This is a genomic window from Oceanicaulis sp. MMSF_3324, assembly GCF_030733545.1.
GTDB lineage: Bacteria > Pseudomonadota > Alphaproteobacteria > Caulobacterales > Maricaulaceae > Oceanicaulis.
The window spans coordinates 30,161-56,944 of sequence record NZ_JASHIU010000005.1; the positions used below are offsets into that span (position 1 = coordinate 30,161).

At 64.8% G+C, this 26,784-nt stretch carries 27 protein-coding genes; 6 read left to right on the forward strand and 21 right to left on the reverse strand.

Annotated features, from left to right (window positions below; translation table 11 throughout):
- Positions 1 to 56 precede the first annotated feature (56 nt).
- Complete coding sequence (locus tag RBA95_RS06690; RefSeq protein WP_306016074.1) at positions 57 to 1,244, forward strand: acyl-CoA dehydrogenase; 1,188 nt, start codon at positions 57 to 59, stop codon at positions 1,242 to 1,244.
- Positions 1,245 to 1,328: 84 nt separating this feature from the next.
- Here the strand turns inward: RBA95_RS06690 and RBA95_RS06695 are convergent, their stop codons facing one another.
- Positions 1,329 to 1,541, reverse strand: a complete 213-nt coding sequence (locus RBA95_RS06695) for a hypothetical protein (protein ID WP_306016075.1) — start codon at positions 1,539 to 1,541, stop codon at positions 1,329 to 1,331.
- A 186-nt stretch (positions 1,542 to 1,727) separates the two neighbouring features.
- Here RBA95_RS06695 and RBA95_RS06700 point away from each other — a divergent pair, with 186 nt between their 5' ends.
- On the forward strand, positions 1,728 to 2,510 hold the full coding sequence (locus tag RBA95_RS06700) for an enoyl-CoA hydratase/isomerase family protein (protein ID WP_306016076.1): 783 nt from the start codon (positions 1,728 to 1,730) through the stop codon (positions 2,508 to 2,510).
- A gap of 92 nt (positions 2,511 to 2,602) precedes the next feature.
- Positions 2,603 to 3,355, forward strand: coding sequence for a GntR family transcriptional regulator (locus RBA95_RS06705; protein WP_306016077.1), 753 nt, complete (start codon positions 2,603 to 2,605; stop codon positions 3,353 to 3,355).
- Here RBA95_RS06705 and RBA95_RS06710 read toward each other — a convergent pair whose 3' ends face one another.
- The gene (locus RBA95_RS06710; RefSeq protein ID WP_306016078.1) at positions 3,356 to 4,528 is read right to left on the reverse strand and encodes a CaiB/BaiF CoA-transferase family protein; all 1,173 of its coding nucleotides are present in this window, start codon (positions 4,526 to 4,528) and stop codon (positions 3,356 to 3,358) included. It abuts the gene before it with no gap.
- Between the two features lie 213 nt (positions 4,529 to 4,741).
- On the opposite strand from RBA95_RS06710, the gene RBA95_RS06715 reads away from it, so the two are divergent.
- Positions 4,742 to 5,008: a hypothetical protein gene (locus tag RBA95_RS06715; RefSeq protein ID WP_306016079.1), complete on the forward strand. Its 267-nt coding sequence runs from the start codon at positions 4,742 to 4,744 to the stop codon at positions 5,006 to 5,008.
- Between the two features lie 21 nt (positions 5,009 to 5,029).
- On the opposite strand, the gene soxR is transcribed toward RBA95_RS06715, so the two are convergent.
- On the reverse strand, positions 5,030 to 5,476 hold the full coding sequence (gene soxR, locus RBA95_RS06720) for a redox-sensitive transcriptional activator SoxR (RefSeq protein ID WP_306016080.1): 447 nt from the start codon (positions 5,474 to 5,476) through the stop codon (positions 5,030 to 5,032).
- Positions 5,477 to 5,570: 94 nt separating this feature from the next.
- Between soxR and RBA95_RS06725 the strand changes: the two genes are divergently transcribed.
- Positions 5,571 to 6,719, forward strand: coding sequence for a questin oxidase family protein (locus RBA95_RS06725; protein ID WP_306016081.1), 1,149 nt, complete (start codon positions 5,571 to 5,573; stop codon positions 6,717 to 6,719).
- 49 nt (positions 6,720 to 6,768) lie between these two features.
- Positions 6,769 to 7,257 carry an A24 family peptidase gene (locus RBA95_RS06730; RefSeq protein WP_306016082.1) on the forward strand — a complete coding sequence of 163 codons (489 nt, stop codon included), beginning with the start codon at positions 6,769 to 6,771 and terminating at the stop codon, positions 7,255 to 7,257.
- On the opposite strand, the gene RBA95_RS06735 is transcribed toward RBA95_RS06730, so the two are convergent.
- The 18 genes from RBA95_RS06735 to RBA95_RS06820 all read right to left on the reverse strand — a co-directional run bounded on the left by RBA95_RS06735 (position 7,254) and on the right by RBA95_RS06820 (position 26,709).
- Positions 7,254 to 7,760: a hypothetical protein gene (locus tag RBA95_RS06735; RefSeq protein WP_306016083.1), complete on the reverse strand. Its 507-nt coding sequence runs from the start codon at positions 7,758 to 7,760 to the stop codon at positions 7,254 to 7,256. The two genes, RBA95_RS06730 and RBA95_RS06735, sit on opposite strands and share 4 nt — an antisense overlap.
- Positions 7,757 to 8,488, reverse strand: a complete 732-nt coding sequence (gene gspN / locus RBA95_RS06740; RefSeq protein WP_306016084.1) for a type II secretion system protein N — start codon at positions 8,486 to 8,488, stop codon at positions 7,757 to 7,759. Before gspN ends, RBA95_RS06735 begins: the two co-directional genes overlap by 4 nt.
- Positions 8,488 to 8,994: a type II secretion system protein GspM gene (gene gspM, locus RBA95_RS06745; protein ID WP_306016085.1), complete on the reverse strand. Its 507-nt coding sequence runs from the start codon at positions 8,992 to 8,994 to the stop codon at positions 8,488 to 8,490. Before gspM ends, gspN begins: the two co-directional genes overlap by 1 nt.
- Complete coding sequence (gene gspL, locus RBA95_RS06750) at positions 8,991 to 10,277, reverse strand: type II secretion system protein GspL (protein WP_306016086.1); 1,287 nt, start codon at positions 10,275 to 10,277, stop codon at positions 8,991 to 8,993. Before gspL ends, gspM begins: the two co-directional genes overlap by 4 nt.
- On the reverse strand, positions 10,277 to 11,284 hold the full coding sequence (gspK, locus tag RBA95_RS06755) for a type II secretion system minor pseudopilin GspK (protein ID WP_306016087.1): 1,008 nt from the start codon (positions 11,282 to 11,284) through the stop codon (positions 10,277 to 10,279). The genes gspL and gspK overlap by 1 nt, the downstream gene beginning before the upstream one ends.
- Positions 11,281 to 11,946, reverse strand: a complete 666-nt coding sequence (gene gspJ, locus RBA95_RS06760) for a type II secretion system minor pseudopilin GspJ (protein ID WP_306016088.1) — start codon at positions 11,944 to 11,946, stop codon at positions 11,281 to 11,283. Before gspJ ends, gspK begins: the two co-directional genes overlap by 4 nt.
- Entirely contained in the window at positions 11,943 to 12,311 is a 369-nt protein-coding gene (gspI, locus tag RBA95_RS06765; protein ID WP_306016089.1) for a type II secretion system minor pseudopilin GspI, read from the reverse strand. The genes gspJ and gspI overlap by 4 nt, the downstream gene beginning before the upstream one ends.
- Positions 12,308 to 12,847, reverse strand: a complete 540-nt coding sequence (locus RBA95_RS06770; RefSeq protein WP_306016090.1) for a GspH/FimT family pseudopilin — start codon at positions 12,845 to 12,847, stop codon at positions 12,308 to 12,310. Before RBA95_RS06770 ends, gspI begins: the two co-directional genes overlap by 4 nt.
- Positions 12,847 to 13,311, reverse strand: a complete 465-nt coding sequence (gene gspG / locus RBA95_RS06775) for a type II secretion system major pseudopilin GspG (protein ID WP_306016091.1) — start codon at positions 13,309 to 13,311, stop codon at positions 12,847 to 12,849. The genes RBA95_RS06770 and gspG overlap by 1 nt, the downstream gene beginning before the upstream one ends.
- 24 nt (positions 13,312 to 13,335) lie before the next feature.
- A complete protein-coding gene (gspF, locus tag RBA95_RS06780; RefSeq protein ID WP_306016092.1) occupies positions 13,336 to 14,559 on the reverse strand; it encodes a type II secretion system inner membrane protein GspF in 1,224 nt (407 codons plus the stop codon).
- A complete protein-coding gene (gspE, locus tag RBA95_RS06785; protein ID WP_306016093.1) occupies positions 14,546 to 16,030 on the reverse strand; it encodes a type II secretion system ATPase GspE in 1,485 nt (494 codons plus the stop codon). Before gspE ends, gspF begins: the two co-directional genes overlap by 14 nt.
- 3 nt (positions 16,031 to 16,033) lie before the next feature.
- Positions 16,034 to 18,016, reverse strand: coding sequence for a type II secretion system secretin GspD (gene gspD / locus RBA95_RS06790; RefSeq protein WP_306016094.1), 1,983 nt, complete (start codon positions 18,014 to 18,016; stop codon positions 16,034 to 16,036).
- Positions 18,017 to 18,021: 5 nt separating this feature from the next.
- Positions 18,022 to 18,864 carry a type II secretion system protein N gene (locus RBA95_RS06795; RefSeq protein ID WP_306016095.1) on the reverse strand — a complete coding sequence of 281 codons (843 nt, stop codon included), beginning with the start codon at positions 18,862 to 18,864 and terminating at the stop codon, positions 18,022 to 18,024.
- 124 nt (positions 18,865 to 18,988) lie between these two features.
- Positions 18,989 to 21,709 carry a TonB-dependent receptor domain-containing protein gene (locus tag RBA95_RS06800; protein ID WP_306016096.1) on the reverse strand — a complete coding sequence of 907 codons (2,721 nt, stop codon included), beginning with the start codon at positions 21,707 to 21,709 and terminating at the stop codon, positions 18,989 to 18,991.
- Between the two features lie 76 nt (positions 21,710 to 21,785).
- The gene (locus RBA95_RS06805) at positions 21,786 to 24,719 is read right to left on the reverse strand and encodes a hypothetical protein (RefSeq protein WP_306016097.1); all 2,934 of its coding nucleotides are present in this window, start codon (positions 24,717 to 24,719) and stop codon (positions 21,786 to 21,788) included.
- 315 nt (positions 24,720 to 25,034) lie between these two features.
- Positions 25,035 to 25,466 carry a TIGR01244 family sulfur transferase gene (locus RBA95_RS06810; protein ID WP_306016098.1) on the reverse strand — a complete coding sequence of 144 codons (432 nt, stop codon included), beginning with the start codon at positions 25,464 to 25,466 and terminating at the stop codon, positions 25,035 to 25,037.
- An 11-nt stretch (positions 25,467 to 25,477) separates the two neighbouring features.
- Positions 25,478 to 26,368: an MBL fold metallo-hydrolase gene (locus tag RBA95_RS06815; protein ID WP_306016099.1), complete on the reverse strand. Its 891-nt coding sequence runs from the start codon at positions 26,366 to 26,368 to the stop codon at positions 25,478 to 25,480.
- Positions 26,365 to 26,709 (reverse strand): helix-turn-helix transcriptional regulator, encoded by a 345-nt coding sequence (locus RBA95_RS06820; RefSeq protein WP_306016100.1) that lies wholly within the window; start codon positions 26,707 to 26,709, stop codon positions 26,365 to 26,367. Before RBA95_RS06820 ends, RBA95_RS06815 begins: the two co-directional genes overlap by 4 nt.
- Positions 26,710 to 26,784: the final 75 nt, after the last annotated feature.

The window sequence follows — 26,784 nt, forward strand, 5'->3', positions numbered from 1 at the left end:
CTTCACGCCGGCATCGGGCCATATAGGGCTTTAGAGACGAAGAAGGATATGCACGCATGGCGGCGAAAGAGACCGGCCTCAGCTTCTCCTGGGAAGATCCGCTTCACCTTCAGCAAATGCTGAGCGAAGAGGAGCGCATGATCGCCGACAGCGCGCGCAGCTATTGCCGCGAAAAGCTGCTGCCGCGCGTGGTCGGCGCCTATCGCGAGGAAAGCTTCGACCGCAACATCATGACCGAGATGGGCGAGATGGGCCTTCTCGGCGCAACGGTGGCCGAGGAATACGGCGGCGCGGGCCTGTCCCATGTGGCCTATGGCCTGATCGCCCGCGAGGTCGAAGCCATCGATTCCGGTTATCGCTCGGCGATGAGCGTGCAGTCCTCCCTCGTCATGTATCCGATCGAGGCCTTCGGCACCGAGGAGCAGAAGAAGAAATACCTGCCCAAGCTCGCCACCGGCGAATATGTGGGCTGTTTCGGCCTGACCGAACCCGATGGCGGTTCGGATCCGGGCGCCATGCGCACCACCGCCAAGAAGGTCGATGGCGGTTATGTGCTCAATGGCGCGAAGATGTGGATCACCAACTCGCCGATCTCGGACCTTGCGGTGGTCTGGGCCAAGCTCGACGGCGAGATCCGCGGCTTCATCGTCGACAAGGGAACCGAGGGCTTTGACTGCCCCAAGATCGAAGGCAAGCTGTCGCTGCGCGCCTCGATCACCGGCTCCATCTCGCTCAATGACGCCTTCGTGCCCGAAGAGAACCTGCTGCCGCATGTCAAAGGTCTGCGCGGTCCGTTCTCCTGCCTGAACAAGGCGCGTTACGGCATCGCCTGGGGGGCCATGGGCGCGGCGGAATTCTGCCTGCACGCCGCCCGCGAGTATGCGATGGATCGCGTAGTGTTCGGCAAGCCGATCGCAGGCACCCAGCTGGTGCAGAAGAAGCTCGCCGACATGCAGACCGAGATTGCGCTCGGCTATCAGGGCGCGCTGGCGCTCGGCCGCATGCTCGATCAGGGCGCCTGGGTGCCCGAGGCCATCTCGATGATGAAGCGCAACAATTGCGGCAAGGCCCTGGCCATCGCACGAGAGGCGCGCGACATCCATGGCGGCAATGGCATCGCCGAGGAATACCACATCCTGCGCCACGCCATTAATCTTGAGACCGTGAACACCTATGAAGGCACCCATGACGTGCACGCCCTGATCCTGGGCCGCGCCATGACCGGGCTGCAAGCCTTCGCCTGATCGTCTCCGCAGGCGTAGAACAAAAAACCCCGGCGCCAAGGCGCCGGGGTTTTTTTATCGGGTCTGTCGCCGTGGAAGAGCGCGTTAGCGCGTTTCCCAGTACGGACGCCGTGCCGTCAGGTTCAACGCCAGCGGGTCAGGCCGTGTCAGCCGACCGGTGGCGAAAAGTACGGCCAGAGTCAGCGCCATGCCGACCAGGGCCAGTAGGCTGGTCACTTCTGCAGACGCCAGACGCGGCGCCAGAAGAGCGAAAGCCAACCAGGCGGCAATCAGACCCACACCAACAAGATGAGACATGTGGACCTCCTGTGTTGCTCACCGTTATAAAAGTGTCACCTTTTAAGGCGAGCGTCAAGTTTTTTGACAGGATACGGATAATTTTTTTGATCCGGGGACAATCCGCCTCACCCCTAATTTCTTGACGATTCACCATATTCAGGCGCAAACAACGCTTCGGGCAGTCTACAGTTTCGGGGCAGTTTGATGCACGCAGAACAGATTTATATCTCACGTCACGGCGCCACCGCGTCGCTGGTGCTCAACCGGCCCGCCAAGCACAATGCGCTCACCGAAGCGATGTGGCGCGAAATCCCCGACTTGCTGGCCGAAGCCGAGGCCGATCGCGACATCCAGGTCCTGATTGTCCGGGGCAAGGGCGGCGCTTTTGCGGCGGGCGCGGACATTTCCGAGTTCGAGGATGTCTACGCCACAGAAGAACGCGCGCAGGCCTATTCGCGCGCCATCGGTGAGGCGCTGGACGGCCTGGCCCGCTTTCCCAAGCCCACGCTCGCCAGCATTGAAGGCGCGTGCGTGGGCGGCGGCTGCGCGCTGGCGCTGGCGTGCGATCTGCGCTTCGCCGCCCAGGGCGCGCGCTTTGGCGTCACCCCCGCCAAGCTGGGCCTGGTCTATCCGTTCAACGACATGCGTCGCCTGGTGAGCACGGTGGGCGCGTCAGCGGCGAAGGATCTGGTGTTCACCGCGCGCCTGATCGATGCCGAGACCGCGCTCCAGATCGGCCTGATCAACCGGTTGATGCCCCAGGGCGTCTTGTCCCAGGCGGTGGAGGAGTACGTTCATCACATCACCCAGACCTCCAGCCATACTGCGTCCGTCACCAAACAGATGATCGCGCTGATCGAGGCGGGGCAGGACGAGGATGATGAAGCGACCCGCCAGCTGTTCCTGAACGCCTTTTCCGGCGAACATTTCCAGGAAGGCTACCGGGCCTTTCTCGAGAAGCGCCGACCGAACTTTCCCAAGCCCTGAGAGCCCGTGTTGCTCTGCACCATGCAGGCGCATCTCGCATTCCGTGTCGCAAGGACTATGTTAGCCGCGTCTTTTCAAGGCGGGAGGATCCTGTGTCCGACATTTCAGGCGAACAACCGGTTTCCAGCGCACCGCGCTACATGACGCTGGCGGAAACCCTGCGCGCCGGCATAGCGGCGGGCAATCCGGCCGTGGGCGAATTGCTGCCGACCGAGCATGCCCTGACCGAGCAGTACAGCGTCTCCCGTCACACCGTGCGCGAAGCGCTGCGCATGCTCGCGGAAGCCGGACTGATCGCCCGCCGCCGCGGCGCCGGCACGGTCGTAGTCGCTTCCGAAGCCCGCGCCGGCTTCGCCCAGCGCCTGGGCGGGGTGGACGACCTGATGCAGTACACCCGCACGGCGCGACTCAAACCCCTGCGCCAGCATGTGGGGCCGCTGGACCCGGCTGTCGCGCGCGCTTTCGGCGTCGCACCGGGCGGGGATTACCTGCACGTGCATGGCCTGCGCGGCCAACCCGATCGCGCGCCCGTGGCCCTGACCGACATGTATATCCGCTCGGACCTCGCGCCGCCCGTGGATGTGTTCGTCGAGCTCAATGGCGGGGTGACCGAGTGGATGGCCACCGAGCGCGGCGCGCCGACCGCGCGGATCGAACAGACCATTGCGGGCGGCCTTTTGACCGATAGCGAAGCAGATGTGCTGGATGCCGAGCCCGGCTCCGCCGTGCTGCGAACCATGCGGCGCTATTACGACAAGGGCGGGCGCATCATCGCCCTGTCCGACACGGTGCATCCCGCGGACCGGTTCACCTATGAAATGACCATGCAGCGCGAAGCGGACTGATCATTCCGCAGCCCGGTCTTCGGGCGTGTCGCACAGCATGTCATCGAGAATGTCGCGCGTGTCCTCACCCAGCTTGGGCGCCCGGCAGCTGGGCGCATACGCCCCGTTTATGCGGACCGGATCGCGGACCATTTTCAGCCCTCCGGGCTTGTCGGGATGGGACACGGTTTCGATCATCGCCCGGGCCTGAGGCGCGCCCAGCGCGCCCGACATGGAATTGACCGGCGCGACCGGCGTGACCCCGCCCAGCCGTTTCATCCACTCCGCCGTCGTGCGTTGGGACAGGAAGGCGTCGAGTTCTTCCTGCAGCCTTTCCCGGTTCGCCTTGCGGGCCGCCATGTCGGCATAGGCCGGATTGGCCAAGAGGTCCTCACGTCCGAGCGCGCGGCAGAAGGCGCCCCAGAATTTGGGCGCCTGACACATCACGAATAGCCAGCCATCCGCTGTTCGGAACATCTGACTGGGCGCGACAGACGGGTGCGCCGAGCGTTCATGGCGCTCAGCGCATTTGCCCTCGTTGAGATACCAGGTGGCCGGATAGGAGAGCTGATGCAGGGCCACGTCATACAAGGACACGTCCACATCACAGCCGCGCCCGGAACGGCGAGCGCCCAGAACGGCCGAGACAAGGCCTAGCGCCATCATGGTCCCGCCCATATAGTCGACCATCGACATGCCGAAGCGGGTGGGCGGCGCGTCAGGCTCGCCCGTCATCGCCATCAGGCCCGCTTCCGCCTGCATCAGATGATCATAGCCCGGCCAGTGCGCCCGCTCCCCCTCACGGCCATAGGCGGACAGGTGAGCGCAGACAATATCAGGCTTGATCTGGCCCAGATGTGCGAAATCCACCTTCAGCGCGGCGGGCAGATCGCCCCGCAGATTGTTGGCGCAGGCATCCGCCGTGGACAGCAGACGCTCGAAAATCCGGCGATCGCCGCGATCCTTGAGGTCCAGCGCCATCGAGCGCTTGCCCCGATTGAAGGTCTGATAGAACTCACTGTCATACTCGCCCAGGAAATAGGGGCCGGCGCTGCGGCTGCTATCGCCGCCTGCGGAGGGATTTTCGATCTTGATGACGTCAGCGCCAAGCGAAGCGAGCAATTGCGTGCCATAGGGCCCCGCACCGTTTTGCTCGATGGTGAGAATCCTTAAACCGCTCAGAGGCTGATGCATCGAAGACCCACAGCTCAGTTTCCACTTTCCGCAATTGTTAACGAAAAGACAGACTCTCTCAAGGCGGCATGCGACTTTAGCGTGAACATCTCGGAAACCACACGCACCGACAGCGACTTACTCCAACCGCTCTACTGGACACAGGGTCGCATTCCCCCTGCCATCACCGCCTGACATTCTGGTCCTGCAGACCCATTGAGGGAGGAGACCGCGATGAACCACAAACACAGAAAAACCCTGCACGCCCTGTTCGCTCATCCCGAACCGGCCAATCTGTCACCCACCGATGTCGAGCATGTGCTGACCGATCTGGGCGCCGAGATCAGCGAGCGCTCGGGCGCGAAATTCGCGGTGAGCCTGAACGGGCACACGGCCAATTTCCATCATGCCGGCCATTCTCTGCCCAAGGATGAAGTGCGCCAGCTGCGCAGCTTCCTTCAGACGGCGGGCGTGGAGCCGGAGCGCGATTATCCGCTCTGAAGACAGGCGGACAGGGCCGGATCAGTCGCCCAGCAAACGGCGCGGCCCCGGCCCCTGGGCGCCCAACCGGTCCTGCGGATTGTAAAGCTGACAGGTTTCCAGGGACAGACAGCCGCAGCCAATGCAGCCCTCCAGGCGTGAGCGGATCCGCTCGAGCTCTGAAATGCGCGCATCCACCCGGGCGCGGATGCCGCCTGAAATACGCGACCAGTCCGCCTTTGTCGGTGTTCGCCCGTCGGGCAGGCGCTGCAGGATCGCGCCGATCTCTTCAAGGCTGAGCCCCAATTGCTGGGCGATCAGGATGAAAGAGACCCGCCGGATATCCGCGCGGGCGAACCGGCGCTGGCCGGCATTCGTACGATAGGCGTGGATCAGTCCTGCATCCGCGTAATAGCGGATCGCGGATACCGGCACGCCGGTGCGCGCGGACAGCTCTCCAATCTTCAGAAGTTTCGTCCTCATCGCCATTACATTGATACTTCTCGATTTAATTTCCTTGATCTCAAGTTAGCTTGAGAAAGTAGGCTTGCCAATATCAGACCTAGATCGTTGGAGCCTGCCCATGACCGCCGCCCTTGATTTCGCCCTGTCGAGCCCCCGCAACTGGCATGCTGAACGCGCCCTGTCCCAGGCCGCCGGCAGCGTTCTGAAAGTGCGGGGAGACTATTCCGGCCTCGACGCCGCCTTGCAGCGCCTTGAGGAGGTCTCGGTCGTCCAGACCAACGGGTTCTACAATCACGCCCCCATGGTGGTTGAAGCCCTGTGCGCCATGGGTCAGGGCGATGAGGCCCAGGCCTGGCTTGATCAGGCCGAGGCGCGCTTCACCCCGGCAGAAAGGCGGATGGGGGATCTCGATCCGGACGACTGGTCGTCCTGGATAGGCGTGAAAACCCGGGACGCGGACTGGCGGGCCTTCTTCAGGGCCGAGCTTGAGACCCGGCCCTGGCGCGAAGTGCTGAGCCTGTGGACCCATCGGCTGGCCGACGGCTTTTCCACCTCGGCCTGTCACGCCGTGCTTCAGACCGCGCACATGGCGCGCGCCCTTCATTCCGACATCACGCCGACAAGGCTTCGCGCGCTGGCGAATGCGCTTGCCGCCTGGGCGGATCGTTACACGCCCCTGCCCGTCGAAGCGGCGCCGAACCAGGGCGTGCTGGATTTCCATGCAACGCTGAGCTGGATCACGCCGCTGCCCGAGGCACAAGCGCCCGGAGAAGGCGCGATCACGGCCGGTTACGCTCAGCTCGTCCATGCCGACGATTTCGCCGAAGTGACCAGCCTTGTGGACCTGTCCGGGGAGCTCGACGCCCGGTTTGACGCCCTGATGGAAGAGATGACGCGTGTCTTCCTGGCGCATGCGCGCACACCCTACACAATGATCGTCTTCACCCATGCGGTGACGGCGACGGCGGCGGCCAGAACCTTGTCCCATCATGTGCCCGACGCGGTTGGCCGCAGACTGCTGTTCCGCGCATTCGAGCATGGCGCCGCCCTTGTGGCCGCCTTCTCTCCGCTGGCCCGTCAAAGCCCCGAGCCGATCAGGGCGCTGCCGCCCACTCATCCCGCCCATCGCGCCGTCCAGCATGGCGATGATCATGTCATCAAGCTGACCGAAGCGTTGTTGAGCGCCTACCGGGCAAACCAGACCCCCGTCTATCTGGACGCCATCGCCCGGACCTTTGCGGTTCTGCCCGCTGCAGATCAGGGCTGATCTGTCCCGCCGACTTGGCGAAAACGAACAGGAAGGGGATAAGGGCGGTATGGCCGCCGTCCTCAGCCCCCTCCTGACCCTTGCGCTGTTAGGCGCGCTGACCACCCTGTCGGTGATTGATGCGCGACGCTTCATCCTGCCCGATCGGATCACGCTGCCCTTGATCGCGGGCGGCGTGGTGGCGGCGGCGCTGCTGGGCGGCATCGTCTGGCTGCACGCCCTGGGCGGCATTGTGGGCTATTCCGCCCTCGTCCTGATCGAGAAGAGCTATGAACGCGCGCGCGGACGGCCTGGTCTCGGGCGCGGCGACGCCAAGCTGTTTGCGGCCGGCGGCACCTGGTGCGGCGCGCTGGCCCTGCCTGCGATCTTGCTGTTTTCCAGCCTGGCGGCCCTGATCTTCGCCCTGACGCTGAAATACGTCTTCCGCAAGGATGTCACCGGCGACAGCATGATCGCCTTCGGCCCCTTCCTCGCCTTCGGGATCGGTCTGGTCTGGGTGCTGCAGCGGACAGGCCTGTCCGGCCCCGCCGGCTTCTAGAACCGTCCCGGCGCGACGCGGTTCGCCCCGTCTCGGCACGAATATACCCCGCCCAGGGGCCTGACGGTCTCTGCCCCGTCAATCGCGCGGGTGCGCAACAGCACATTCTCAAGACGCGGGCCCGAGCCCGTCTCCTCGCCCACATCCCCGGTCAGGGTGAACACCAGATTGGCGGGCTGGTCGAGATAGACGCGGCGAAAGCTTTCGCCCTGCACAAAGGCCCCTGGCTGCGGCGTCACGCCCAGCTCATGGATGGCGCCCTGATGCAGGATCAGGACGCGACCGGCGCGATCATTCTCGAACAGGACAAACGGATGAGTTTCGCCCCGTCCGAACAGGAAGATGCCGCACTGCCCATCGGGCAGGCTCTGCGGCGGCAGGCTGTCGACGCGTTCGGACACATTGCGCGCCTGCTCGATAAGCCGGGTGCGCTCGGGCGTGCTTGTCGCACAGGCGCTGACGCCCAGGGCGCAGGCTGAAACCAGTAACCAACGCAAGCTCATCGCCCTTCCCTCATCTCGCTGTCAGCGATCCATTGCGCGCCATCCGCCCGGAAGCCCAGAACGGACAGGATGCGACCGCCCTCCGGGTCACGTGGAGTGGCGACAATCCGATAGCGCGGCGTCGCCGCCTCAAGCGCAATCATGCCTTCCAGCGCCAGAGCCGGGCTCTGCCCCGACACATTCAGCGCCAGATCCTCTCCCGCGCAATACAGTGTCATATCCAGGATCGGCAGATCCACATCATAACGCGCGCCGGCATCCGCGAGGGCCGGGCTCATGACCGCGCCCTCGGCGCTGAGGCAGCGCCCCTGCCGGTCAAGGCGAACCGTAACATCATCCAGCCGCGCGATGCTGCCTGAGGGCAGCGGCAAGCCTTGCAGCATCGGCAGCAGGGAGACCGAAACAATCCCCTCCGCCCCTTCGATCCGGATTTCATCGCCGACGCTCTGAACGCGTGCGCTGAGTTGAACATCCGGGTCCGTAACGGTCATCGCCAGCGCCGGTCGGGCCGAGAGCACGGAGAGCGGCTCAAGCGCCGTCTCCACATGCGTCATCACATGCGTCCCAGCCTGCACGCGCAGGGCTTCGCCCCGCCACACGCTGCCCTGAACCCGGCCCGCTTCGATCCCGGCCGGCGCCAGCGCGTCATAAACCAGTCGCGCCGGGGCCGTGATGATCAGCCCTGATACAAGCGCCGCGCCGAAACCCAGACCCAGAAGTAGACGCATCAGCTCGCCCCTCCGGCGCGCGACAGGGTCAGCTGGGCGCGAACCCGCGCATCGCTTTCCCGGTCCACACTGACACGAACGGCGCTGACGCCATGCTCACGCGACAAGGTGTTCAGCCAGCCCATCATGGCATCTGCATCCGCCTGCTCCAGCCAGACGCCCAGACGCCCGTCCTCCAGCGGTTGGACCCGGCTGATCGACAAGCCCCGCTCTCGCGCGGTCCGGTCCGCCAGCGTCCGCAAGGGCTCCTGGTCTGCGACATTGACCGCACCTTCCGACAGGGCGCGATACCGGGCGGCCTGAACCAGGATCGTTTCATAGCCTTCGGCCGCACTGGCATAGCGCTGGACCGCCTCGGAGCGCCAGTTCAGGGCCGGCGCCAGCACGCCGAACCAGAGCACCGTCAGGGACAGCAGGACGGCCAGACCCGCCAGAAGCGCCTGTTCGCGCGGCGTGCGCGCCAGAAAGGCGGTGCGGATCGGCGTGAAGATCGCGCTCTTGCTCATGGCAGCCTCACCGTAAACTCACCCGCGACGCCGGCCGCGCTTTGCCGCGCGCCGCCATCGTCCAGCACGGCGCCCTGCTCTTCAGCGGCGCTGCGCAACCGTTCAAAATCGCCAAAGCCCGAATAGAGCGCCGTCACCGACAACTCGCCCCGGCTGGCGTCATAGCGCAGGGAGTCCACCCGAACCCCCTCCACATCCGCCACGATCTGCGACAGGACCGAGGCCAGGGGCAGAAAGCCCGTTCCGCCCACGCCGCCGCCGCTGACGCCATTGAGCGCCTGGCGCATCTGGGCGCTGACATTGACGATGCGCGCTTCAGGGAACAGCACGCGAAACTCTGCGTCCTGCGCGGCTTCAAAACGCGCCGCCCGGTCCTCGAGATACGCCGCCTGCCCCATCATCAGGGCGGACGCACCCAGCACCGCCGCCAGCCCGAGCCCGGCCGCCCAGCGCCAGGGCGCCAGAATCCCGGACCAATCGACCTTGGCTGCAAACGTATCGCCAAGGATTACCGGCAAGACCTCCAGGGCATCCACCGGCAAGGCCGCCGCAGCGATCCGCAGATCCGGCGTCTCGATGCGTTTGACCGCAATGGGGGTATCCGCCGGCGCCAGCGGGCCGGGATCAAGCTCCGCACTGATCAGCACGCGCCGCGGCTGCACACGCTGCCCCAGACCGGCCAGGACCGGGGTCAGCAGATGCGGTTCGATCGCGCCACACACCGGATCGGCCAGCGCCGCGTCCAGGTCACGCGCGGCGTCAGGCGTTTCGGTCTTCGCGCCCAGATCCCCGGCTCGGGTCTGGAACACCACACGATCGCCGTAGCCCATTACCGTCAGATCACCGCCATGGCCGGTGAGCACCAACCCGTCCGGCAAGGTATGAAGCTCAGCCACATCGAGCCCGGACAGCAGGGTGCGCCAGCGTCCGAGCAGCGAACGGTCCACAGCCGCGACCCAGCGCGCGCCATCCACGCCGACCGGTCCCAGGCTCACCTCCACATCCTCGAGCGGTTGAGCGATCTGGTCCTCGATCAGAAAGGGCGCCGCGCGGCGCGCATCGCGTTCGGACTGGCCCGGCACCGGAAGGCGGCGCATGAACACGTCTTCGGACGGCAGCACCATGACGGCGTGCGCGATGACAGTATCGGTCGGCGTTTGCACGCTGGCGCCAGACGCGATCTCGCCTTCGGCGACTACGGAGCCGTCCCGGACCACGCTCCACAGCACCGTCTGGTCGCTCCTGGCCGAACCGGGCGGCTGAAGGATCAGCACGTCAGTCATCAAAAGGCTCCAAAGCGCTGGCTGCGACGGCGCAAATCCCCGCCTTCATTCCATTCAACCAGCTGCGTCATCTGAAACTGGGTCTCGGCGAGCCGCACGCTCACCTCCATCTCGAACCATCGGCTGCGCAAGGCAAGCCGCGTCTTCTCCGCATCGGTCAATTCCAGCGCGGCGATCAACGGATCCGCCCACACCGCTTCCAGCGTCTCATACCCGGCAGGGGGCCGCCGGAAAAGCACTGTCTCCGCGTCACGCAGATCAAGATCGTCATCCAGCAGGGCGGACAATAGAAGGCCCTGGTCGAGCGACAGAGTGTTAAGGTTCAAGGGCGGCTGTTCCGGCGTGGGCAGAACGCACAGATAGGGCGCGTACACCTCATACAATGCGGGCGTCATCACCGGCAGGGCGCGCAATTCCTCAAGCTCAGAAAACGGCTGGTTGGCGGCCCGGTAAGGCGGGTCATAGGCGCCATAGGTGCGGTCTTCCGCGCCTGCCGGTTCAGCCGACAGATCCGCATCAATCCAGTCAGTGATTTGCGCCAGCAGGGCCTCGGCCTCCGCGCGCGGCACGCCGATGTCCGAGGACAGGCGCACGAACGCCTGCCGCAGAAAGCGGGTTTCAGAGGCCTGCGCCTCGCTCTCCAGCGGATCGTCCACATCACTGTCCGCTTCAACCAGCGCATTGATGTTCAGGCAATTATTGCGGTCATGGATCTCGCCCACCACCTGACCCGCCTCAAGCGGAAACACGACCGGCCCCGCCAGCCACAGCTCGTCAGACCGCATCACCGAGCGCCCCGGCGCGCCGGCGTTCAGGAACGCCGCCTCGGCCAGGTCCCGCGCCCCGCGCGCCATCCAGACCGCCTGTGTGCGCTGATCGATCTGGCCAGTGCGGAAGGCCGCAAAGCGCGTCACATCCATCAGCTGCACCGCTACCGCCGCCATCAGGGCGACCAGCAGCAGCGCCGCAATCAGCGCCGTGCCGCGTTCTGAGGTCCGCGCGCTCATCGTCCCACCTCTGCGGTTGGCGACAGCGCCACATGCTCCATCTCTCCCAGAGACGCCTGGACATAGGACAGGCGCACGGCGCGCGGGGGCTGCCCCGCCGCTTCGCCATTGCGACCCGGACGCACCTCGACAGCCCCGCTCCAGACGCCGGTCATCAGCGCCTCGATCTGCAAGTCGGTGACATTGTCGGCAATCAGCTGACGCACGGGCGCGGCGCCCTGCGCCAGATCCGGATACAGGCTCGCCTCCCGCCACAGGCGGACGCCGTCATAGATCCAGGCGACGCGCTGAAGCCCCGAGCGCGGCTGCAGGCCGCCGGGATTGGCCCAGCCCGTACGCGTCAGCACCAGGATTTCTCGCGGTTCGTCCTCGCGCGCCGGGTTGAGCGGATCGGCGCCCCTTGCGTCCAGCGCGAACACCCGTTGATCGGTCAAGCCATCTTCATCGCGCACCGGACGCAACACCATCTGGCCCACATCCTCGGTGAGAAGCGCCTGGACCCTTTGGATGGCGGCGAGCTCGGCCATCACCGCCTCAGACGTTTCTTTCGACCGCAGGGCCGTGGTGAGCAGCCCCACGCTGATCGAACTGATCAGGGCGAAGACCATGACCGCCGCCATGACCTCGACCAATGAGAACCCGGCCTCTTGACGCCGCATCATGACGTCCTCCGCAGGGTATCCAGCGTGTACAGAACCGTCTCGGCATCGGGGTCGGAGATCACCAGCCGCACGCGGACAAGGTTGGGCTGGCCCGCGTCATCCACCTCCAGAGCCCAGTCAAAGCGCTGTCCGCCCAGCGCATACTCGCCGCGCTGATCGCGCATCGCGCCGGCGCCCGCATTCAGGATTTCCTCGCTCAGAAGGTTTTGCGCCGCGATCTGCGCCAGCGTCATCTCGCGCGCCAGCGTTGCGGATCGCGCCGACGTGCTCAGCGCATTCATCAGCGCCACGCCGGCGAGCGCCAGAATGGCGAGCGCCGCCAGCATCTCGATCAGGGAAAAGCCGTCCTGCCGCCGCGCAATCATGACGGCGTCTCCGCCTGCGGATCGACCAGGGTCAAACGCCCCGCCCCGTTACGCGCAATCTGACGCACAGCCTCCGGTCCGCGCAGCTCATAGGCGAACGGTTGATCAAAACCGGTGGGATCAAACCAGACTTCCGGGCCGTTCAGCGTCTCACCTGAGTCCTCAAGCGAGGTTTCACTTCGCTGAGCAATGGCGCCTGACTGCACGCTCAGGAACAGGTCCCGATCCTCAAAACGGTGGGCGTCAAAGGCGGGATGGTCCGTGCGCACGCGCCAGGCGCCCTCCTCGAAGCGATAGAACTGATAACCGCGGCCATCAAACCGCGCGCCGAACCCCACATGCTGTCCGGAGACCAGAGCCTCCTGCCGCGCTTCATTGAGCACGCGCACGAGCGCTTCGCCCTCGACCTGGGCCGGGGAATCCTCGGGCTGGAGCATGACCACGGCCACGCCCGTCACCAGCGCGATGATCGCCAGCGCCGCCAGCGTCTCGATCAGCGAGACGCCGGCCTGAGAGGATCGGGACGAAAGAGGCATTAGTCCTGTTCGGCGTTCCAGTTGCCAATATCGGCGTCTTCGCCCTCGCCGCCTTCGCGGCCATCCGCGCCCAGCGTCCAGACGTCGAACCGGCCATGCTCACCCGGATAGAGGTAGAGGAAGTCATTACCCCAGGGATCGGTGGGCAGATTGTTGATGAACCCACCTTCGGGGAAGCGCGTCGCCAGTCGGGCGTCAGAGGGCGGGGTGACCAGTGCGTCCAGCCCTTCATCGGTGCTGGGATAACGGCCCATGCGCAGGCGGTAGGTTTCCAGCGCCTGTTCAAGCTGGCTGATCTGGGTCTGGGCCGTGGAGGAATTGGCCTGGCCCAGCATGGGCAGCACATTGATCGTGATGATGGTGGCCAGAAGCCCGATGATCACCACGACCACCATGACCTCCACGAGCGACAGCCCGGCTTCCTCATCCTCGAGACGGCGCGCGTCATGTTTTTTGAGCAGCATGTCTCAGTCTCCTTGCTGGCCGCGCTATCCCAGCGCAGCAGTGTTCAATTGCAGGATCGGCAGCAGGATCGACAGCACGATCCCGACCACGATCACGGCCATGGCGATGATGATGCCCGGCTCCAGCAGGCTCAGACCCACCGTGATGGCGCCATCGACCTCGGCCTCCATATGCTCGGCGGAGCGCTGGAACATCTCAGCAAGCCGGCCCGAGCGTTCGCCTGCGGCCACCATGTAGACCATCAACGGCGGGAACCAGCGCGCCTGACGCAACGCATCGGCCAAACCCTTGCCGGTTTCGACCTGCTCGATCACCCCGCCCAGCATCGCCTGGAAGGGCAGATTGTCGGACGCCCGCCGCGAGGCGCGCAGGGCTTCGGGCAGCACCGCGCCCGCATTGATCAGGATCGCCATGGTGCGTGCAAAGCGCGCCGCCTCGACCTTGCGCGCGAACCCGCCCAGACCCGGCGCCTTGAGCTGACTGGTCTGGACCGCGCGTTTGACCGGCTCGCGCCGGATCAGCACCGAATACAGCAGACCTGCGCCGAGCAGTGCGGCGAGCAGGATCGGCCAGCTGGCCTGAAGCCCGTTCGACAGACCGATCATTACCCGCGTGATCATCGGCAGGGTCATGTTCATGGTGTCAAACTGCTCGGCGATCTTCGGAACGATGGCCACCAGCAGCACGCAGACCACCAGAAGCGCGACCCCGCCCAGCACGCTGGGATAGATCAGCGCCGCGCCGACCCGGCGTTTCAGCGCGCCCGCCTTTTCAAGGTAATCCGCCAGTCGGTCGAGCACCTGTCCGAGACCGCCCGCGCTTTCACCCGCCGCGACCATGGCGCGGTAGACGCCGGGAAAGCTGTCCGGGTACGCGGCCATGGCCTCTGACAGGCGTTCGCCCTCGGTGACTTTCTCGCGCACGCCCATCAGCACGCGCCCGACCTGGGCCTTGTCCGCCTGACCACCCACGAGCCCCACCGCTTCCTCAACGGGCATGCCCGCATCGATCAGCGTGGCGAGCTGGCGCGTGACGCCCGCCAGGTCGTCTTCGGACAGGCCCTTGGGCTTGAACAGGTTAGCGACCGGATTCGCGCCCGCGCCTTTTTCACTGGCGCGCGACACAGACAGGGGCGCCAGCCGGCGGCGGCGCAATTCCTTGCGCGCGGCGGCTTCGCTATCGGCGGACAGAAGACCCCTGGTGCGCTTGCCCGCCGCGTCGAGGGCTTCGTACTCAAACGCCGCCATCGCGCTCGCCATCCTCGCGACAGACCCGCATCACTTCAGCCAGCGATGTCTCGCCCGCTTTCGCCAGCTCCACGCCCGAGCGCCAGAGCGTATTGCGCTGCGAGAAGGCATGGCGGGCGATCTCGCTCTCGCGCGCATCCTCGTGGATCATCGAGGCGACGGCGTCATCCACCACCAACAGCTCATAGACGCCGCGGCGGCCCTGATAGCCCGACCCGCCACAGCTGTCGCAGCCCTTGGGTTTGTACAGAAGCGCGGTTTCGCCCGGCTCCAGCTCCAGCATGCGCTGCTCGCCCGCATCGGGCTCATAGGCCTCCTTGCAGGACGGGCACAGACGCCGCACCAGACGTTGGGCCACCACCGCCTTGATCGTCGTCGCCAGCAGATAGCTTTCAACGCCCATATCCCGAAGACGGGTGACCGCAGCAGCGGCGGAATTGGTGTGCACGGTAGACAGAACGAGGTGGCCAGTCAGCGAGGCCTGCACCGCAATCTCGGCGGTCTCCACATCCCGGATCTCGCCGACCATGACCACATCGGGGTCCTGACGCAGAATGGCGCGCAGCCCCGCCGCGAAGGTCATGCCGACCTTGGTGTTCACCTGGGTCTGGCCCACGCCCTCGACCGCATACTCCACCGGGTCTTCCACGGTGAGGATATTGCGGGTCTGGTCGTTCAGGAGATTGAGCCCGGCATAGAGCGTAGTGGTCTTGCCCGCGCCCGTCGGACCGGTCACCAGCACCACGCCATTGGGCTGGCTCAGCACCTTGCGGAAGTCTTCAAGCTGGCGCGGCGACATGCCCAGCTGGTCCAGCGTGAAGCGCGCGCTTTCCTTGTCCAGTAGACGCAATACGACGCGCTCGCCATAGCGCGACGGGAGGGTTGAGACCCGCACATCCACGCCCTTGCCCGCCAGCGTCAGGGTCAGTCGCCCATCCTGGGGGATGCGCTTTTCAGCGATGTCGAGCCGGGCCATCACCTTGATGCGGCTGGTCAGCGGCGGCGCGAGCCGCCCGCTCAACGACACCATTTCACGCAGAACGCCATCCACGCGTAGCCGCACGGACACCCGGTCCTCGAACGGTTCGACGTGAATATCGGACGCGCCCGAACGCACAGCCTCGGCGATCAGCCCGTTGATCAGGCGGATGATCGGCGCGTCGGATGCGCTATCGAGAAGATCCGCGGTCTTGGGGATGTCGTTGATGATGTCTGACAGGCTCTCGCCGGCCTCGTCCTCGGCGCTGTCGGACATGGAATGCGCCAGCCCGTCAAAGGCGTAGATCTCCGACAGGGCGCGATCAAAGGCGCGCGCATCCAGTGTGCGCACCTCGCACGCCTGTCCCGCCGCCCGGCGCGCTTCCACCAGCGCCAGCGCATCCGCATCCTCGCGCAGAAGGAAGACCGGAGCCTCTCCGGTCTGAAGCGCGACCCCGCGTTCGCGCGCAAAGGCGTAATTGAGCGGCTTCAAGGCTTACTCCCGGCCTGCATCATCACCCGGCAGGGGGCCGCTGAACGGCTGCTGGCCGCGCATCATCATGTCGACAATGGATTCCAGGCTGGAATTGCCGCCCGTGGCCTCGCGCTGCTGGCCCACGGCGTAATCATAGCTCATGCGGGTGACGTCGCGCATGCTCGCCGCATCCCGCACAATGGTCGGACGGATGAACACCATCAGATTGCGGCGCGTGGTCGAACGGCTGTCATTGCGGAACAGACGGCCCGCGCCCGGAATGCGGCTGAGCCCCGGCACGCCGCTTTCCGCTTCCTGCTCATCGGTCTCGATCAGACCGCCCAGCACGATGATCTCGCCATCATCGGCCAGCACCGTCGTCTCGATCTTGCGCTGATTGGTGATCAGCTCGACGAAATCCGCGCTCACGGGGCCGGCCACGGACGACACTTCCTGGCGGATCTGAAGGCGGATGGCGTCGCCGTCATTGATCTGCGGGCGCACATAGAGCTGCACGCCGACGCTTTCGCGTTCGATCTGGCGGAAGGGATTGGAATTGTTCGAGCCCAGCGATTCCCCGGTGGTGATCGGGATTTCCTGACCCACCATCAGATTGGCTTCCTCGTTATCGAGAACCATCAGCTGGGGCTTGGACAGGACATTGGAATCCGTGTCGCTGTCGAGCGCATTGACGATGACGCCGAACAGCGAGCCGTCATTGAACTCGCCGCCGAAACCGAACGCGCCGCCGCGGGCGTTCACCAGCGAGGACAGCGCCAGATTGCGCAGGTTCACATCCGTGCTGTTGGTCGCTTCACCATCCGAATTCAACCCGCCGGTGAGAAGCGCGCCGGTCAGCGCGAGCAGGTCCGGCTGGCGCGAGGAGCCATAGCGGGTATAGGCGAACGGCGTCGTGTCATCGCCATCGCCCGCCAGCAGGAACTGAACGCCCAGATCACGCGCGGTCTGGTCGGAGATTTCCACCACGATGGCTTCCACCTGCACCTGCGGGCGGCGCACATCCAGGCGGGCGATCACCTGTTCGAGCTCGCGCAGTACATCGGGATCGGCGTTCATGATGATGGAATTGGTCGCCGGGTGATGGGCGATGGAGACCGGGCGGCCCGCGCTCTCAGGACCGCTCATCGCCTCGGCGAATTGCTGCAGGATCGGCAGCAGATCGTCGCCCTGGGCATGGTTGAGCGCCACCACACGGAAGGTCTGGGTCGAGGCGCTGACCGCATCAATGCGGCGCACCAGCGAGATCATCTCGCCAATCGCGGACGGTTCGCCGCGCAGCAAGAGGGCGTTGGACGCGGGCACCGCAGCGACGGTGACATTGGACGGCGCCTGATCCTCCCCGCCCTGATTGCGATCGCGCAGGCGGGCGATGACAGAGGCCATTTCTTCGGCCGGCAGGTTCTCCAGCGTCAGCATCTCGACCGTGGAGGTGTCCCGATCCGCTTCGCGCAAGGCGTCTTCGATGGCGCGAATATTGGACGCGAAATCGACGATCACCACGAGATTGCCGGACTCGACCGGGTTCACCGCGCCCGACGGGCTGAGCATGGGCGTGACAGCCCGGACGGCTGAACGCGCCGAGGTATTGTTCAGGCGATAGACGCGCGTCAGGAAGACATCGCCATCGCGCGTCGCCGACTGCATGGGCGCGCCCGCACGGGCGCCTTCGGCCTGGGGCACGATCTGGAACACGCCCGGCGCGGTCTGCACCGCCGTATAGCCGTTCACGCGCAAGGTGGAGAGAAAGACCTGGAACACCTCTTCATCGGTCAGCGGCGCTTCGGACACGATGGTCACCAGCCCGCGCACCTCAGGGTCCAGCACAAAGGTGAAACCCGTCATCAGGGCGATATCGTCGATCACCGCGCCGATCTCGGCATTGCGATAGTTCAGCGTCTGACCGCCATTGGACTGGGCGAAGGCCGCGCCGATCAACAAGGTCGGAGCCAGGGCGAGAACGAGGATGCGAGACAGCAAGGTCACGGTGCTTACTCCTGTCGGGCGGCGTCAGCCGCGGACGGTGTGAGGGTCAGGCGTTGGCCATCGCGTTCGATGCTCAGGCGATACGCGCCAGAGCTCGAAAGGGCCCGGGCCAGCGCATCAGGCGCGCTGACCGGCGTATCATTGAGCGCCAGGATGAGATCGCCCGGCTCCAGCCCGAAGCGGGCGAGCCAGGTGCGATCGGCGTCCGAGCCGATATCGAACCCGACCAGCGCGCCGTCGCGCAGGCGCGGGCCCAGATCTAGTTCGTCAATCAGCTGGTCGATCTGCGGCGAAGCCGGCGTGTTGGCCTGGGGCGCCGGTGCGGTGCTGGCGACCTGGCGCGCCTGACGGCGTTCGCGGTCGCGCAGATAGAGCGACTCGCGCGCGCCGCGGCGGTTGATTTCGATCCGGTCGGGATGGATGGCCTCGACCGTGATGCCGGGCGCGATCTCGTCACCGACGCGAACAATGCGCTGGCGGCCGTTTTCGGCATCAATGATGGCGGATCCGTTTTGTGCGCCTGCGCCCACGCGGACACCGCGCAGGGCGATATTGAGCCGGCTCTCCGGCGCGGCCTCTTCGGTTTGAACAGCCTGGCCGGCCCGGTTCGCGAACAGGCCGGTGGGCGGCGCCGCCCCCAGGCTCGCATCGCGGCTGGACACGCTTGCAGCCGCGCGCGGCGGATCGATCCGCACATCCAGCGCCGCCGCGCCGAACAGGCCAAACCAGATCGCCCGGGCAATGACCCAGCCCAGCACGATGACCGCTGTCACCGCACACGCCAGCGCCAGTGCACGGTTCACGCGCATCAGGGGGGCGGTTGCAGTGGAGGAAAGCGTGCGGGTCATGGCTCTTGGGGGTCGCCTAGGTCCAAGCGGGCGGACTGTAACGGTAGTTATCACACAATGAGAAGCAGAAAGGCGGACTTTCCCGGAAGAAAGCCCGCCTGCCTGTTTCGAACTGAACCCGGCCCTAGAAGGACTTCTTCAGGCTGATCGAGAACGTGGTCCCCAGATCATAGGATTCATAGATGCGTTCTTCGCCATAGGCTTCCTGGTAGGAGTGATACTCCTCGCCCAGAATGTTGCGGATGGCGAAACGCAGGTCGAGTTCACCGGCGCGCGGGACGTCGATGGTGCGGTTGTGCACCAGGTCCAGCGTGAGCGGCGGCTCTTCGATCACTTCAGGGAAGTACGAAGAGCTTTCCACATTCGGCGTGTTCGGGTTGTCGACCGACACGTTGAACTGAATGGTGCGGACCCGGTCGCTGTTCCAGTTCAGCAAAAGCGCGGTGCGGGTGCCCGTGCTCTTGGCTTCCCAGCCCAGTTGCAGGTTCACGATGTGGTCGGACTGACCGTTCAGGCGCTGGCCGTCCACAATGCGCGAGAACGCCGCCACTTCGTTCGGCACCACCACATCGGTGGAGCCGCCCGCCGGAACGCCGGCCGCGATCACGGTATCGGTCTGATCCACCGAGATCTCGGACTGGCTGTAGGTATAGTTCGTGTTCACGAACACCTCGGCGTCGCTCCAGAAGCCGTCATCGCCGAAGGTGTCGGCCATGTCGAAGGTCTTCTCGAACTCGATCTCGAAGCCCCAGATGTCCGCTTCGGGCGCATTGAGATAGGAATTCACCGGCTCTTCCGCAGCGTTGAAGAGATATTCAACGATCGGGTTTTCCAGCTCTTTGTAGAAGACGCCGGCGGTCACGAACTGATTGCGGCCGAAATACCATTCCAGGCGCGCGTCATAGTTGGTGATCTCGGTGTCCACCAGGTACGGGTTGCCCACGAAACGCTGGTCGAGCTCGGTGTCGGTGAACAGGGCAAAGCCCAGTTCGCGGAATTGCGGGCGGGTGATGGTTTCAGAGTAACCGAAACGCGCCTGCAGGTTATCCGCGAAGGTCCAGGTCAGCGTCGCCGCCGGCAGGATGTAATCCTCTTCGGTGGTCACTTCGGTGAACTGGCCGCGATTGTCCAGGTTGAAGGTGCGGGTGGACAGTTCGCCATTTTCCCAGCGTGCGCCAAGCGCAGCGCGCAGGAAGGGCGTGATCTCCACGTCGGTGGCGATATAGGCGCCCTCGACATCGAGCTCGCCGTCATAGGCGTCAGCCGCGCCCGACGCGCCGCGTTCGCGGATCTGCCAGGTGCCGCCTTCGGACGGAACGCCGATATTGGGATCCGCAAAGATGTAGTCCACGCGCGAGGAGCGGAATTCATCAGACGACGAGCCCGAGAAGGCCATGTCGCGGCTGAACGCCGAACGATCACGGGTGTTGGACGCGTAACCGGCTTTCCATTCCCAGGACAGGCCCAGCGCGTCCACCGGCAGGGTGAAGTCGATGCCGTAATCGGTGACTTCTTCATCCACGCGGCTGAACGAGATGTTGTTGCCGCGGGTGTCCGGACGCAGAACCAGACGATCGGTCCCGTTCACATTGGAGAACTCGTAACGCGCGCGACGCTGGTTCGGCGCATTGCGCGACGCATCGGAGAACGCGGCGCGCCAGGTGGCTTCAAGGCCGCCCAGATCTTCGAACATGTGATCGCCGGAGAGCTGGTAGGTGTAAACCTGACGCTCGAAGAAGGCGGTCTGGTCGTCGCGGAAATCCTCGTCCTCGGACGGCAGCAGATTGCCGAACTCGGTGCGGGTTTCCTTGTCGGTGGAGCGCAGAACCAGAGACAGAAGCTGGATCTCATGGTCACCAAACTCCACGCCCAGGCCCACAAGGCCGTTCAGCGCGATATTGTTGGTGGTTTCCATGAAATCGTACTCGGTGTTCTGAGTAACGGTCTCACCCGAAGACACGGAGCTGGACGCGGTGATATCCCCGCGCGCGCCATCCTTGGTCTGCCATTCATTGTCAAAGCCGACAGAGGCCAGAAGGCCCAGCGAGAAATTGTCGAACTCGAAACGCTGGCCGCCAGCCACCTCGACGCCCCAATCGGGCTCGATATCGCCTTCCTGGACAACCCACAGCTTGGAGTTTTCCAGCGAACGTCCGAACGCGCCCAGGGTCTCATCGGTCCAGACCGTGTTGTCGGCGCCCACACGCGTGGTCTCGAAGATGGTCTTGAAGGCGTCATCCACCTGACGGGTGTTGTCGCCAAAGCCCCAACGGTCATTGGAACCGCCATCGTGCAGCAGGCCGGTGTTCAGGCTGGTCTCGGTGTCCGCAGCTGCGCTGAGGCCCACTTCAAAGAAACCTTCAGCCGGCAGGGCCGAGGTCTCGATGGCCACGAGGCCGCCGCCGAACTCACCCGGGAATTGCGGCGAGAAGGTTTTCTGGACCAGCACGTTGGACACGACGCTGGTCGGGAACAGGTCCAGCGGCGCCGCGCGCAGCAGGGGTTCCGGCGACGCCAGCGGCGAACCGTTTAGAAGCGTGTTGGAGTAACGCTCGTTCAGACCCCGCACGACCGGGAAACGGCCGTCCGAGATGGTGATGCCGGAAACACGGCCCAGCGCGTCAGCAACGCTGGAATCCCCGGTGAGCACGAAATCGTCCGCGGACAGGAAGCTGGCCACCTCGGAGGTGGCGCGCTTGTCGTCCGGCACATATTGGTAACGAACCACCACGACGTCTTCTGCTTGCGAGGCGGCGGTCGCCTCCTGAGCCGAAGCCACCGTCAAAGGCGCCACGCAGACGCCAGACAGCAGAGCCGCGGTGAACGCGATGCGATTGTTGAGCATCATATTCCCCATTTCAAAACTTGCTTAGGAGAGGCCGCCCCGCAGCCCTGCGGAGCGGCCGTCCATCGGCTCTGGATTAGTTCGGTGCGCCGGCCGGCAGCAGGGTCCAGCCTTTGAAGCGCTCGTCAGATGCGTTCTCCACGGCGCCGATATAGGTGACGCTGTCGAAGAAGGCGCGGCGGTTGGCGTCCACCAGGGCGTCGGTGGTCGGGTCGATGACGGTCACAGCCTGTTCGGCGGAGCCCGGCACGAAGACCTGGGTGACGGTGGTGGAGCCGGCCACGTTGTTCACATTGGCGGTATACGGCGCGACGCCGTTGAAGAAGTCCTCTTCAGAGAAGCCGTCGCTGTCGCCAGAGAAGTCGGTGGCGCAATCGAAGAAGGTCGAGCGCAGGGTCAGTTCGCCAGCGGCGGCCTGGTTGTGGCTCGAATTGTCGTCCACATCGAGGCAGGCCTCATCGGGGAAGCCGATCACGATGCCGTTCATCAGATCGCCTGCGGTGCCCTCACGTAGCAGCATGCCGGTGTCCTGGGAGCCAACGAGGGTGAAGTTGGAGATGGTCGGGTTCGAACGCGGAGCGCGATCATCGTCATCTTCAAAGTTGTCGAACTCGAAGCCCTGGTCGCCGGAGCGGGAGCCGTCCAGATCGCCTTGGACCACCAGCACGAACTGGGCGTTGCCCGTCCAGCCATCGGTGTAATCCATGGAGTCGTCGCCGATCTGGGTCAGCAGCAGGTTCTTCACGTTCACGGTGCCGCCGAAGAATTCGACGCCATCGTCAAAGTTGTTGTGGACCTGGACATACTCGACCGTGGTGCCGTTGCCGACGCCCTGGAAGGCGATGCCGTTCAGCTCGTTGTCCGCGGTCACCTCAGCGCCAGCGTACTGGACGCGGGTGTAGCGGATGGAGCCGGAGCTGTCAGACGCGTCTGCGCCGCCGAACAGGCCCGAAGAGCCTTCGCCCGCCTTTTCGCAATCCACGGTGCCGCCGACAGCCGCCGGATCGTCACAGGCGTTGATCGGAGCGCGACCATTGATGATCAGGCCGCCCCATTCGGCGTTGTTGCCGGTGTTGTAGCCGCGATCATTGCCGGCAGCCGCCGCCAGGATGTCCGCACGCGAGGTCATGATGACCGGCGCGCCGCGCGAACCGTTCGATTGCAGTTGCGAGCCGCGGGACACGACCAGGTAGTCTGCAGTCGAACGACCGAACACGGTCACGCCCGGATCGATGGTCAGGGTCGCTTCCAGCGCATTGGCGTTCGGGTTGGCCGCGTCAGCGCCCGCATCGATGCCGACGAAGACGGCGCCGACGAGCTCATAGAGCGGGCCAGCGACCAGACGAACGTCGCGGTCGATGGTGCCGGTGATGCGGCAGACGAACTGGCCGCCAATGGATTCGCCGGAGTCCACCGTGCCGGTCGGGCATTCGGTGACTTCCGGGAACAGGCCGAAGGTCCAGCCGGTGGCCCAGGAGTTACCCGCGGATTCGTTCGGCGAGAAGGCGCCGATGTAATCCACGCTGTCAAAGAAGGCGCGGCGATCCGCGTCGACCAGCGCAGCGGTCGTCGGGTCGGTCGCGGTCACGCCCTGCTCGTTGGAACCCGGGAAGAAGGTGCCGACCAGCGAGGACGAGCCCTCAACATTGTTCTGGTTCGCGGTGTAAGGCGCGACGCCGTTGAAGAAGTCTTCTTCCGAGAAGGACGGGGTGTCGTCCTGGCGGAAATTGGCGTTGGTGCACGAGAAGAAGGTGGAGTTCAGCGTCAACTCACCGGCGCCCGCCTGGGCGTGGGAAGAGCTGTCGTCGATGTCCAGGCAAGCCTCATCGGGGAAGCCGGTGACGATGCCGTTCATCAGGTCGCCCGCGGTGCCCTCACGCAGCAGCATGCCGGTGTCCTGGGTGCCGATCAGGGTGAAGTTGGAGATGGTCGGGTTCGAACGCGGCTGACGGTCATCGTCATCTTCAAAGTTGTCGAACTCGAAGCCCTGGTCGCCGGAGCGGGAGCCGTCCAGCGCGCCCTGCTGGACCAGCACGAACTGGGCGTTGCCCGTCCAGCCGTCGGTGTAGTCCATGGAGTCGTCGCCGATCTGGGTCAGGACCAGGTGCTTGACGTTCACCGTGCCGCCGAAGAATTCGACGCCGTCGTCAAAGTTGTTGTGGACCTGGACGTAATCGACCTCGGTGCCCGAACCGACGCCCTGGAAGGCGATGCCGTTCAGTTCGTTGTCGGCGGTCACTTCCGCGCCCGCATAACGCACCTGCATGTAGTTCAGACGACCGGAGTTGTCGGTGGCGCTGTTGCCGCCGAACAGGCCCGAATTGCCCTCGCCCGCCTTTTCACAATCGGCTGCGCCGCCAATGGCCGCCGGATCGTCACAGGCATTGATCGGTGCGCGACCATTGATGATCAGGCCGCCCCATTCAGCGTTGGCTCCGTCGTCAAAACCGCGCGGGCTGTCAGACAGGGTGGCTTCCAGGTCGTCAGCCGAGGTGAAGACGACCGGGTTGAACTGCTCGCCGTCCACGATCAGCTGGGAGCCGCGCGCCACGGTGAGATAGTCAGCGGTGCTGCCGCCGACCACGGACGCGCCTGCGCCGATGGTCAGGCTGACCGAAGTGGAGCCGGTCAGCGGGTTGGCGGCGTCGCCGCCCGCGTCCGTGCCCACAGAGACCTGACCGTTCAGGAAGTAGATTGCGCCTTGGCCAGCCGTAGCGGACGCGCCCGGAAGGACGGTGTCAGCCAGGAGCGTGCCGGAGGTCTGACACGCGGTCAGTTCAACGCTGCCCAGGGTCTGGGTGATGGACGAGAAACCCGTCGGGCAACCACCGGCCGGACGCGCATCAACCGTCGTGGAGGGCGGGGTCGGGTTGGTCGGATTGGTCGGAGACGGCGGCGTCGGCAGCTGGCCTTCGCCCGGCGAGGAAATGGACGAATCCGAACACGCGGCGATCACGGCGCAAGAGACGCCCGCCAGCAGCAGCTTGAACTTGGACATTTGAACTTTCATCAGAGTACCCCCCGAGGGACTTTAAGTGGCGCAACACTTCAGGCACGCCGCACTGGCCGATGGCGCAGGCGGTCGCTCGGGGCGTGAAAAGACAGCATGTTTGTAACGCCGGGTTTTCAGAACCGTGACGAAGACGTGACACGGGAAAACAGACCCGTTTCGCGCCGCTTCGAAAGGGATGGTTAACCTTTACCCGAAGCCGGATTCGCTAGCTCTGACAGGGGTCCAGCACTGGTGTTGCGTTTGTGCACACCCGGTATTTGTTATTGTGAAACTTGAGTGACACAGGCCGCGCCCAACGAAAACGGCGCGAAATCACCCCTGAGAGGCGTAGCGCATCTCGAACAGGGGCCGGAATTGTGACAGATCATGGCCCGCGCGACTCGCCAGCTCGATGACCTCGTCCGCCGGCAAGTCAGCCGCGCTGGCCAGCGCCCACCCCAGAAGCGAGCGGGCGCCTGAGCGGCAAAAGCCCAGAACCTTGCCGGTCGCACGGGCGGTCAGCGCATGGATGCGCTCCACATCATCAAGCGCGATCTCGGCGCCATGCATGGGCGCGTGAAGATAGTCGAGCCCGGCGGCCCTAGCCGCCGCCTCAATGTCTGCCGAACCGGGCTGGTCCGGCGCTTCCCCGTCGGGGCGGTTGTTGATGAGCGCCACAAAGCCGGCCTCAGCCAGCGCTGTCACATCTTCAGGCCTGATCTGACCGGAAATGGAAAACTGCGCAGTGACCTGGACCGGCGTCATCAACTTCTCTCCTAGAGCGCGTCGAAGGGGATTTTCAGATAGCGCACGCCATTATCCTCGGCGGGCGGCAATTCACCGGCGCGCATGTTCACCTGTACGCTCGGCAGGATCAGATTGGGCATGTCGAGCGTGGCGTCACGCCGTTCGCGCATGGCGACAAAGCTGTCTTCATCAATGCCGCCGCCCACATGGATATTGCTGGCGCGTTCCTCGGCCACCGTGCTTTCCCAGGCGTACTCGTCCCGCCCCGGCGCCTTGTAGTCATGGCACATGAACAGACGCGTCGCGTCCGGCAGGGCGAAGAGTTTCTGGATGGACCGATAAAGGGTCCGTGCATCGCCGCCGGGGAAGTCACAGCGGGCGGTGCCGAAATCGGGCATGAACAGCGTATCGCCCACAAAGGCGGCGTCGCCAATGACATAGGTCATGCAGGCGGGCGTATGGCCGGGCGTGTGCAGGGTGCGCGCCTCGATCTCGCCGATCATGAAGCGCTCATCATCCTCGAACAGATGATCGAACTGGGATCCGTCCCGCTCAAACTCGCTGCCCGCATTGAACACTTTCCCGAAGACATCCTGGACCGTGCGGATATTGGCGCCGATCGCCAGCTGCCCGCCCAGCTTGTCTTTCAGATAAGGCGCAGCGGACAGATGGTCGGCGTGCACATGGGTCTCCAGCACCCAGTCCACATCCAGCCCCTGCTCGGTTACATAGGCGATGATGGCGTCCGCGCTCTTGTGATTGGTCCGGCCGGACTTGGAATCGTAATCGAGCACGGAATCTATGATCGCCGCCTTCCGGGTGGCGGGATCGGACACCACGTAACTGACGGTGAACGTGCCAGGGTCAAAGAAGGCTTTGACCGTCGGAATCGATAGGGTGTCGGAGGCTGTCGTCGTCACGTTGCGCTCCCTTTTGACGGTTTCGGACCAAAGGCCAGGCACAGCGCCGCCACCAGCTTCTGGATGCGGGCATCCGCCAGACTGTAATAGACATGCTTGGCGTCGCGGCGCGGGGTCACCAGACCCGCGTCCCGCATGCGGGCGAGATCACGAGACAGGTTCGGCTGCCGGACGCCCGTGCGGGCCTCGATTTCGGAGACCGAACACTCACCCTCCATCAATTCGCACGCCACGAGAAGACGGCCGGGATGGGCCAGGATCTTCATCAGACTGGCGACCTCGTCTGCACGCTCGCGCAGATCAGCCAGTTCAAGTTCAAGCATGTCGGTGTCGGCGGCCATCAGGCGACCCTTTGTCGGTTCAAGAGTTTCCAATTTTGATAATTGATGCGTTGCAGGCCGTCTGACAAGTCTTCC

What these genes read in the sequence shown, in the direction of transcription:
- RBA95_RS06690 (WP_306016074.1), top strand. Translation starts at nt 57, where the DNA reads ATGGCGGCGAAAGAGACCGGCCTCAGCTTCTCCTGGGAAGATCCGCTT.
- RBA95_RS06695 (WP_306016075.1), bottom strand. Translation starts at nt 1,541, where the DNA reads ATGTCTCATCTTGTTGGTGTGGGTCTGATTGCCGCCTGGTTGGCTTTC.
- RBA95_RS06700 (WP_306016076.1), top strand. Translation starts at nt 1,728, where the DNA reads ATGCACGCAGAACAGATTTATATCTCACGTCACGGCGCCACCGCGTCG.
- RBA95_RS06710 (WP_306016078.1), bottom strand. Translation starts at nt 4,528, where the DNA reads ATGCATCAGCCTCTGAGCGGTTTAAGGATTCTCACCATCGAGCAAAAC.
- RBA95_RS06715 (WP_306016079.1), top strand. Translation starts at nt 4,742, where the DNA reads ATGAACCACAAACACAGAAAAACCCTGCACGCCCTGTTCGCTCATCCC.
- soxR (WP_306016080.1), bottom strand. Translation starts at nt 5,476, where the DNA reads ATGGCGATGAGGACGAAACTTCTGAAGATTGGAGAGCTGTCCGCGCGC.
- RBA95_RS06725 (WP_306016081.1), top strand. Translation starts at nt 5,571, where the DNA reads ATGACCGCCGCCCTTGATTTCGCCCTGTCGAGCCCCCGCAACTGGCAT.
- RBA95_RS06730 (WP_306016082.1), top strand. Translation starts at nt 6,769, where the DNA reads ATGGCCGCCGTCCTCAGCCCCCTCCTGACCCTTGCGCTGTTAGGCGCG.
- RBA95_RS06735 (WP_306016083.1), bottom strand. Translation starts at nt 7,760, where the DNA reads ATGAGCTTGCGTTGGTTACTGGTTTCAGCCTGCGCCCTGGGCGTCAGC.
- gspN (WP_306016084.1), bottom strand. Translation starts at nt 8,488, where the DNA reads ATGCGTCTACTTCTGGGTCTGGGTTTCGGCGCGGCGCTTGTATCAGGG.
- gspM (WP_306016085.1), bottom strand. Translation starts at nt 8,994, where the DNA reads ATGAGCAAGAGCGCGATCTTCACGCCGATCCGCACCGCCTTTCTGGCG.
- gspL (WP_306016086.1), bottom strand. Translation starts at nt 10,277, where the DNA reads ATGACTGACGTGCTGATCCTTCAGCCGCCCGGTTCGGCCAGGAGCGAC.
- gspK (WP_306016087.1), bottom strand. Translation starts at nt 11,284, where the DNA reads ATGAGCGCGCGGACCTCAGAACGCGGCACGGCGCTGATTGCGGCGCTG.
- gspJ (WP_306016088.1), bottom strand. Translation starts at nt 11,946, where the DNA reads ATGATGCGGCGTCAAGAGGCCGGGTTCTCATTGGTCGAGGTCATGGCG.
- gspI (WP_306016089.1), bottom strand. Translation starts at nt 12,311, where the DNA reads ATGATTGCGCGGCGGCAGGACGGCTTTTCCCTGATCGAGATGCTGGCG.
- RBA95_RS06770 (WP_306016090.1), bottom strand. Translation starts at nt 12,847, where the DNA reads ATGCCTCTTTCGTCCCGATCCTCTCAGGCCGGCGTCTCGCTGATCGAG.
- gspG (WP_306016091.1), bottom strand. Translation starts at nt 13,311, where the DNA reads ATGCTGCTCAAAAAACATGACGCGCGCCGTCTCGAGGATGAGGAAGCC.
- gspF (WP_306016092.1), bottom strand. Translation starts at nt 14,559, where the DNA reads ATGGCGGCGTTTGAGTACGAAGCCCTCGACGCGGCGGGCAAGCGCACC.
- RBA95_RS06795 (WP_306016095.1), bottom strand. Translation starts at nt 18,864, where the DNA reads ATGACCCGCACGCTTTCCTCCACTGCAACCGCCCCCCTGATGCGCGTG.
- RBA95_RS06800 (WP_306016096.1), bottom strand. Translation starts at nt 21,709, where the DNA reads ATGCTCAACAATCGCATCGCGTTCACCGCGGCTCTGCTGTCTGGCGTC.
- RBA95_RS06805 (WP_306016097.1), bottom strand. Translation starts at nt 24,719, where the DNA reads ATGAAAGTTCAAATGTCCAAGTTCAAGCTGCTGCTGGCGGGCGTCTCT.
- RBA95_RS06810 (WP_306016098.1), bottom strand. Translation starts at nt 25,466, where the DNA reads ATGACGCCGGTCCAGGTCACTGCGCAGTTTTCCATTTCCGGTCAGATC.
- RBA95_RS06820 (WP_306016100.1), bottom strand. Translation starts at nt 26,709, where the DNA reads ATGGCCGCCGACACCGACATGCTTGAACTTGAACTGGCTGATCTGCGC.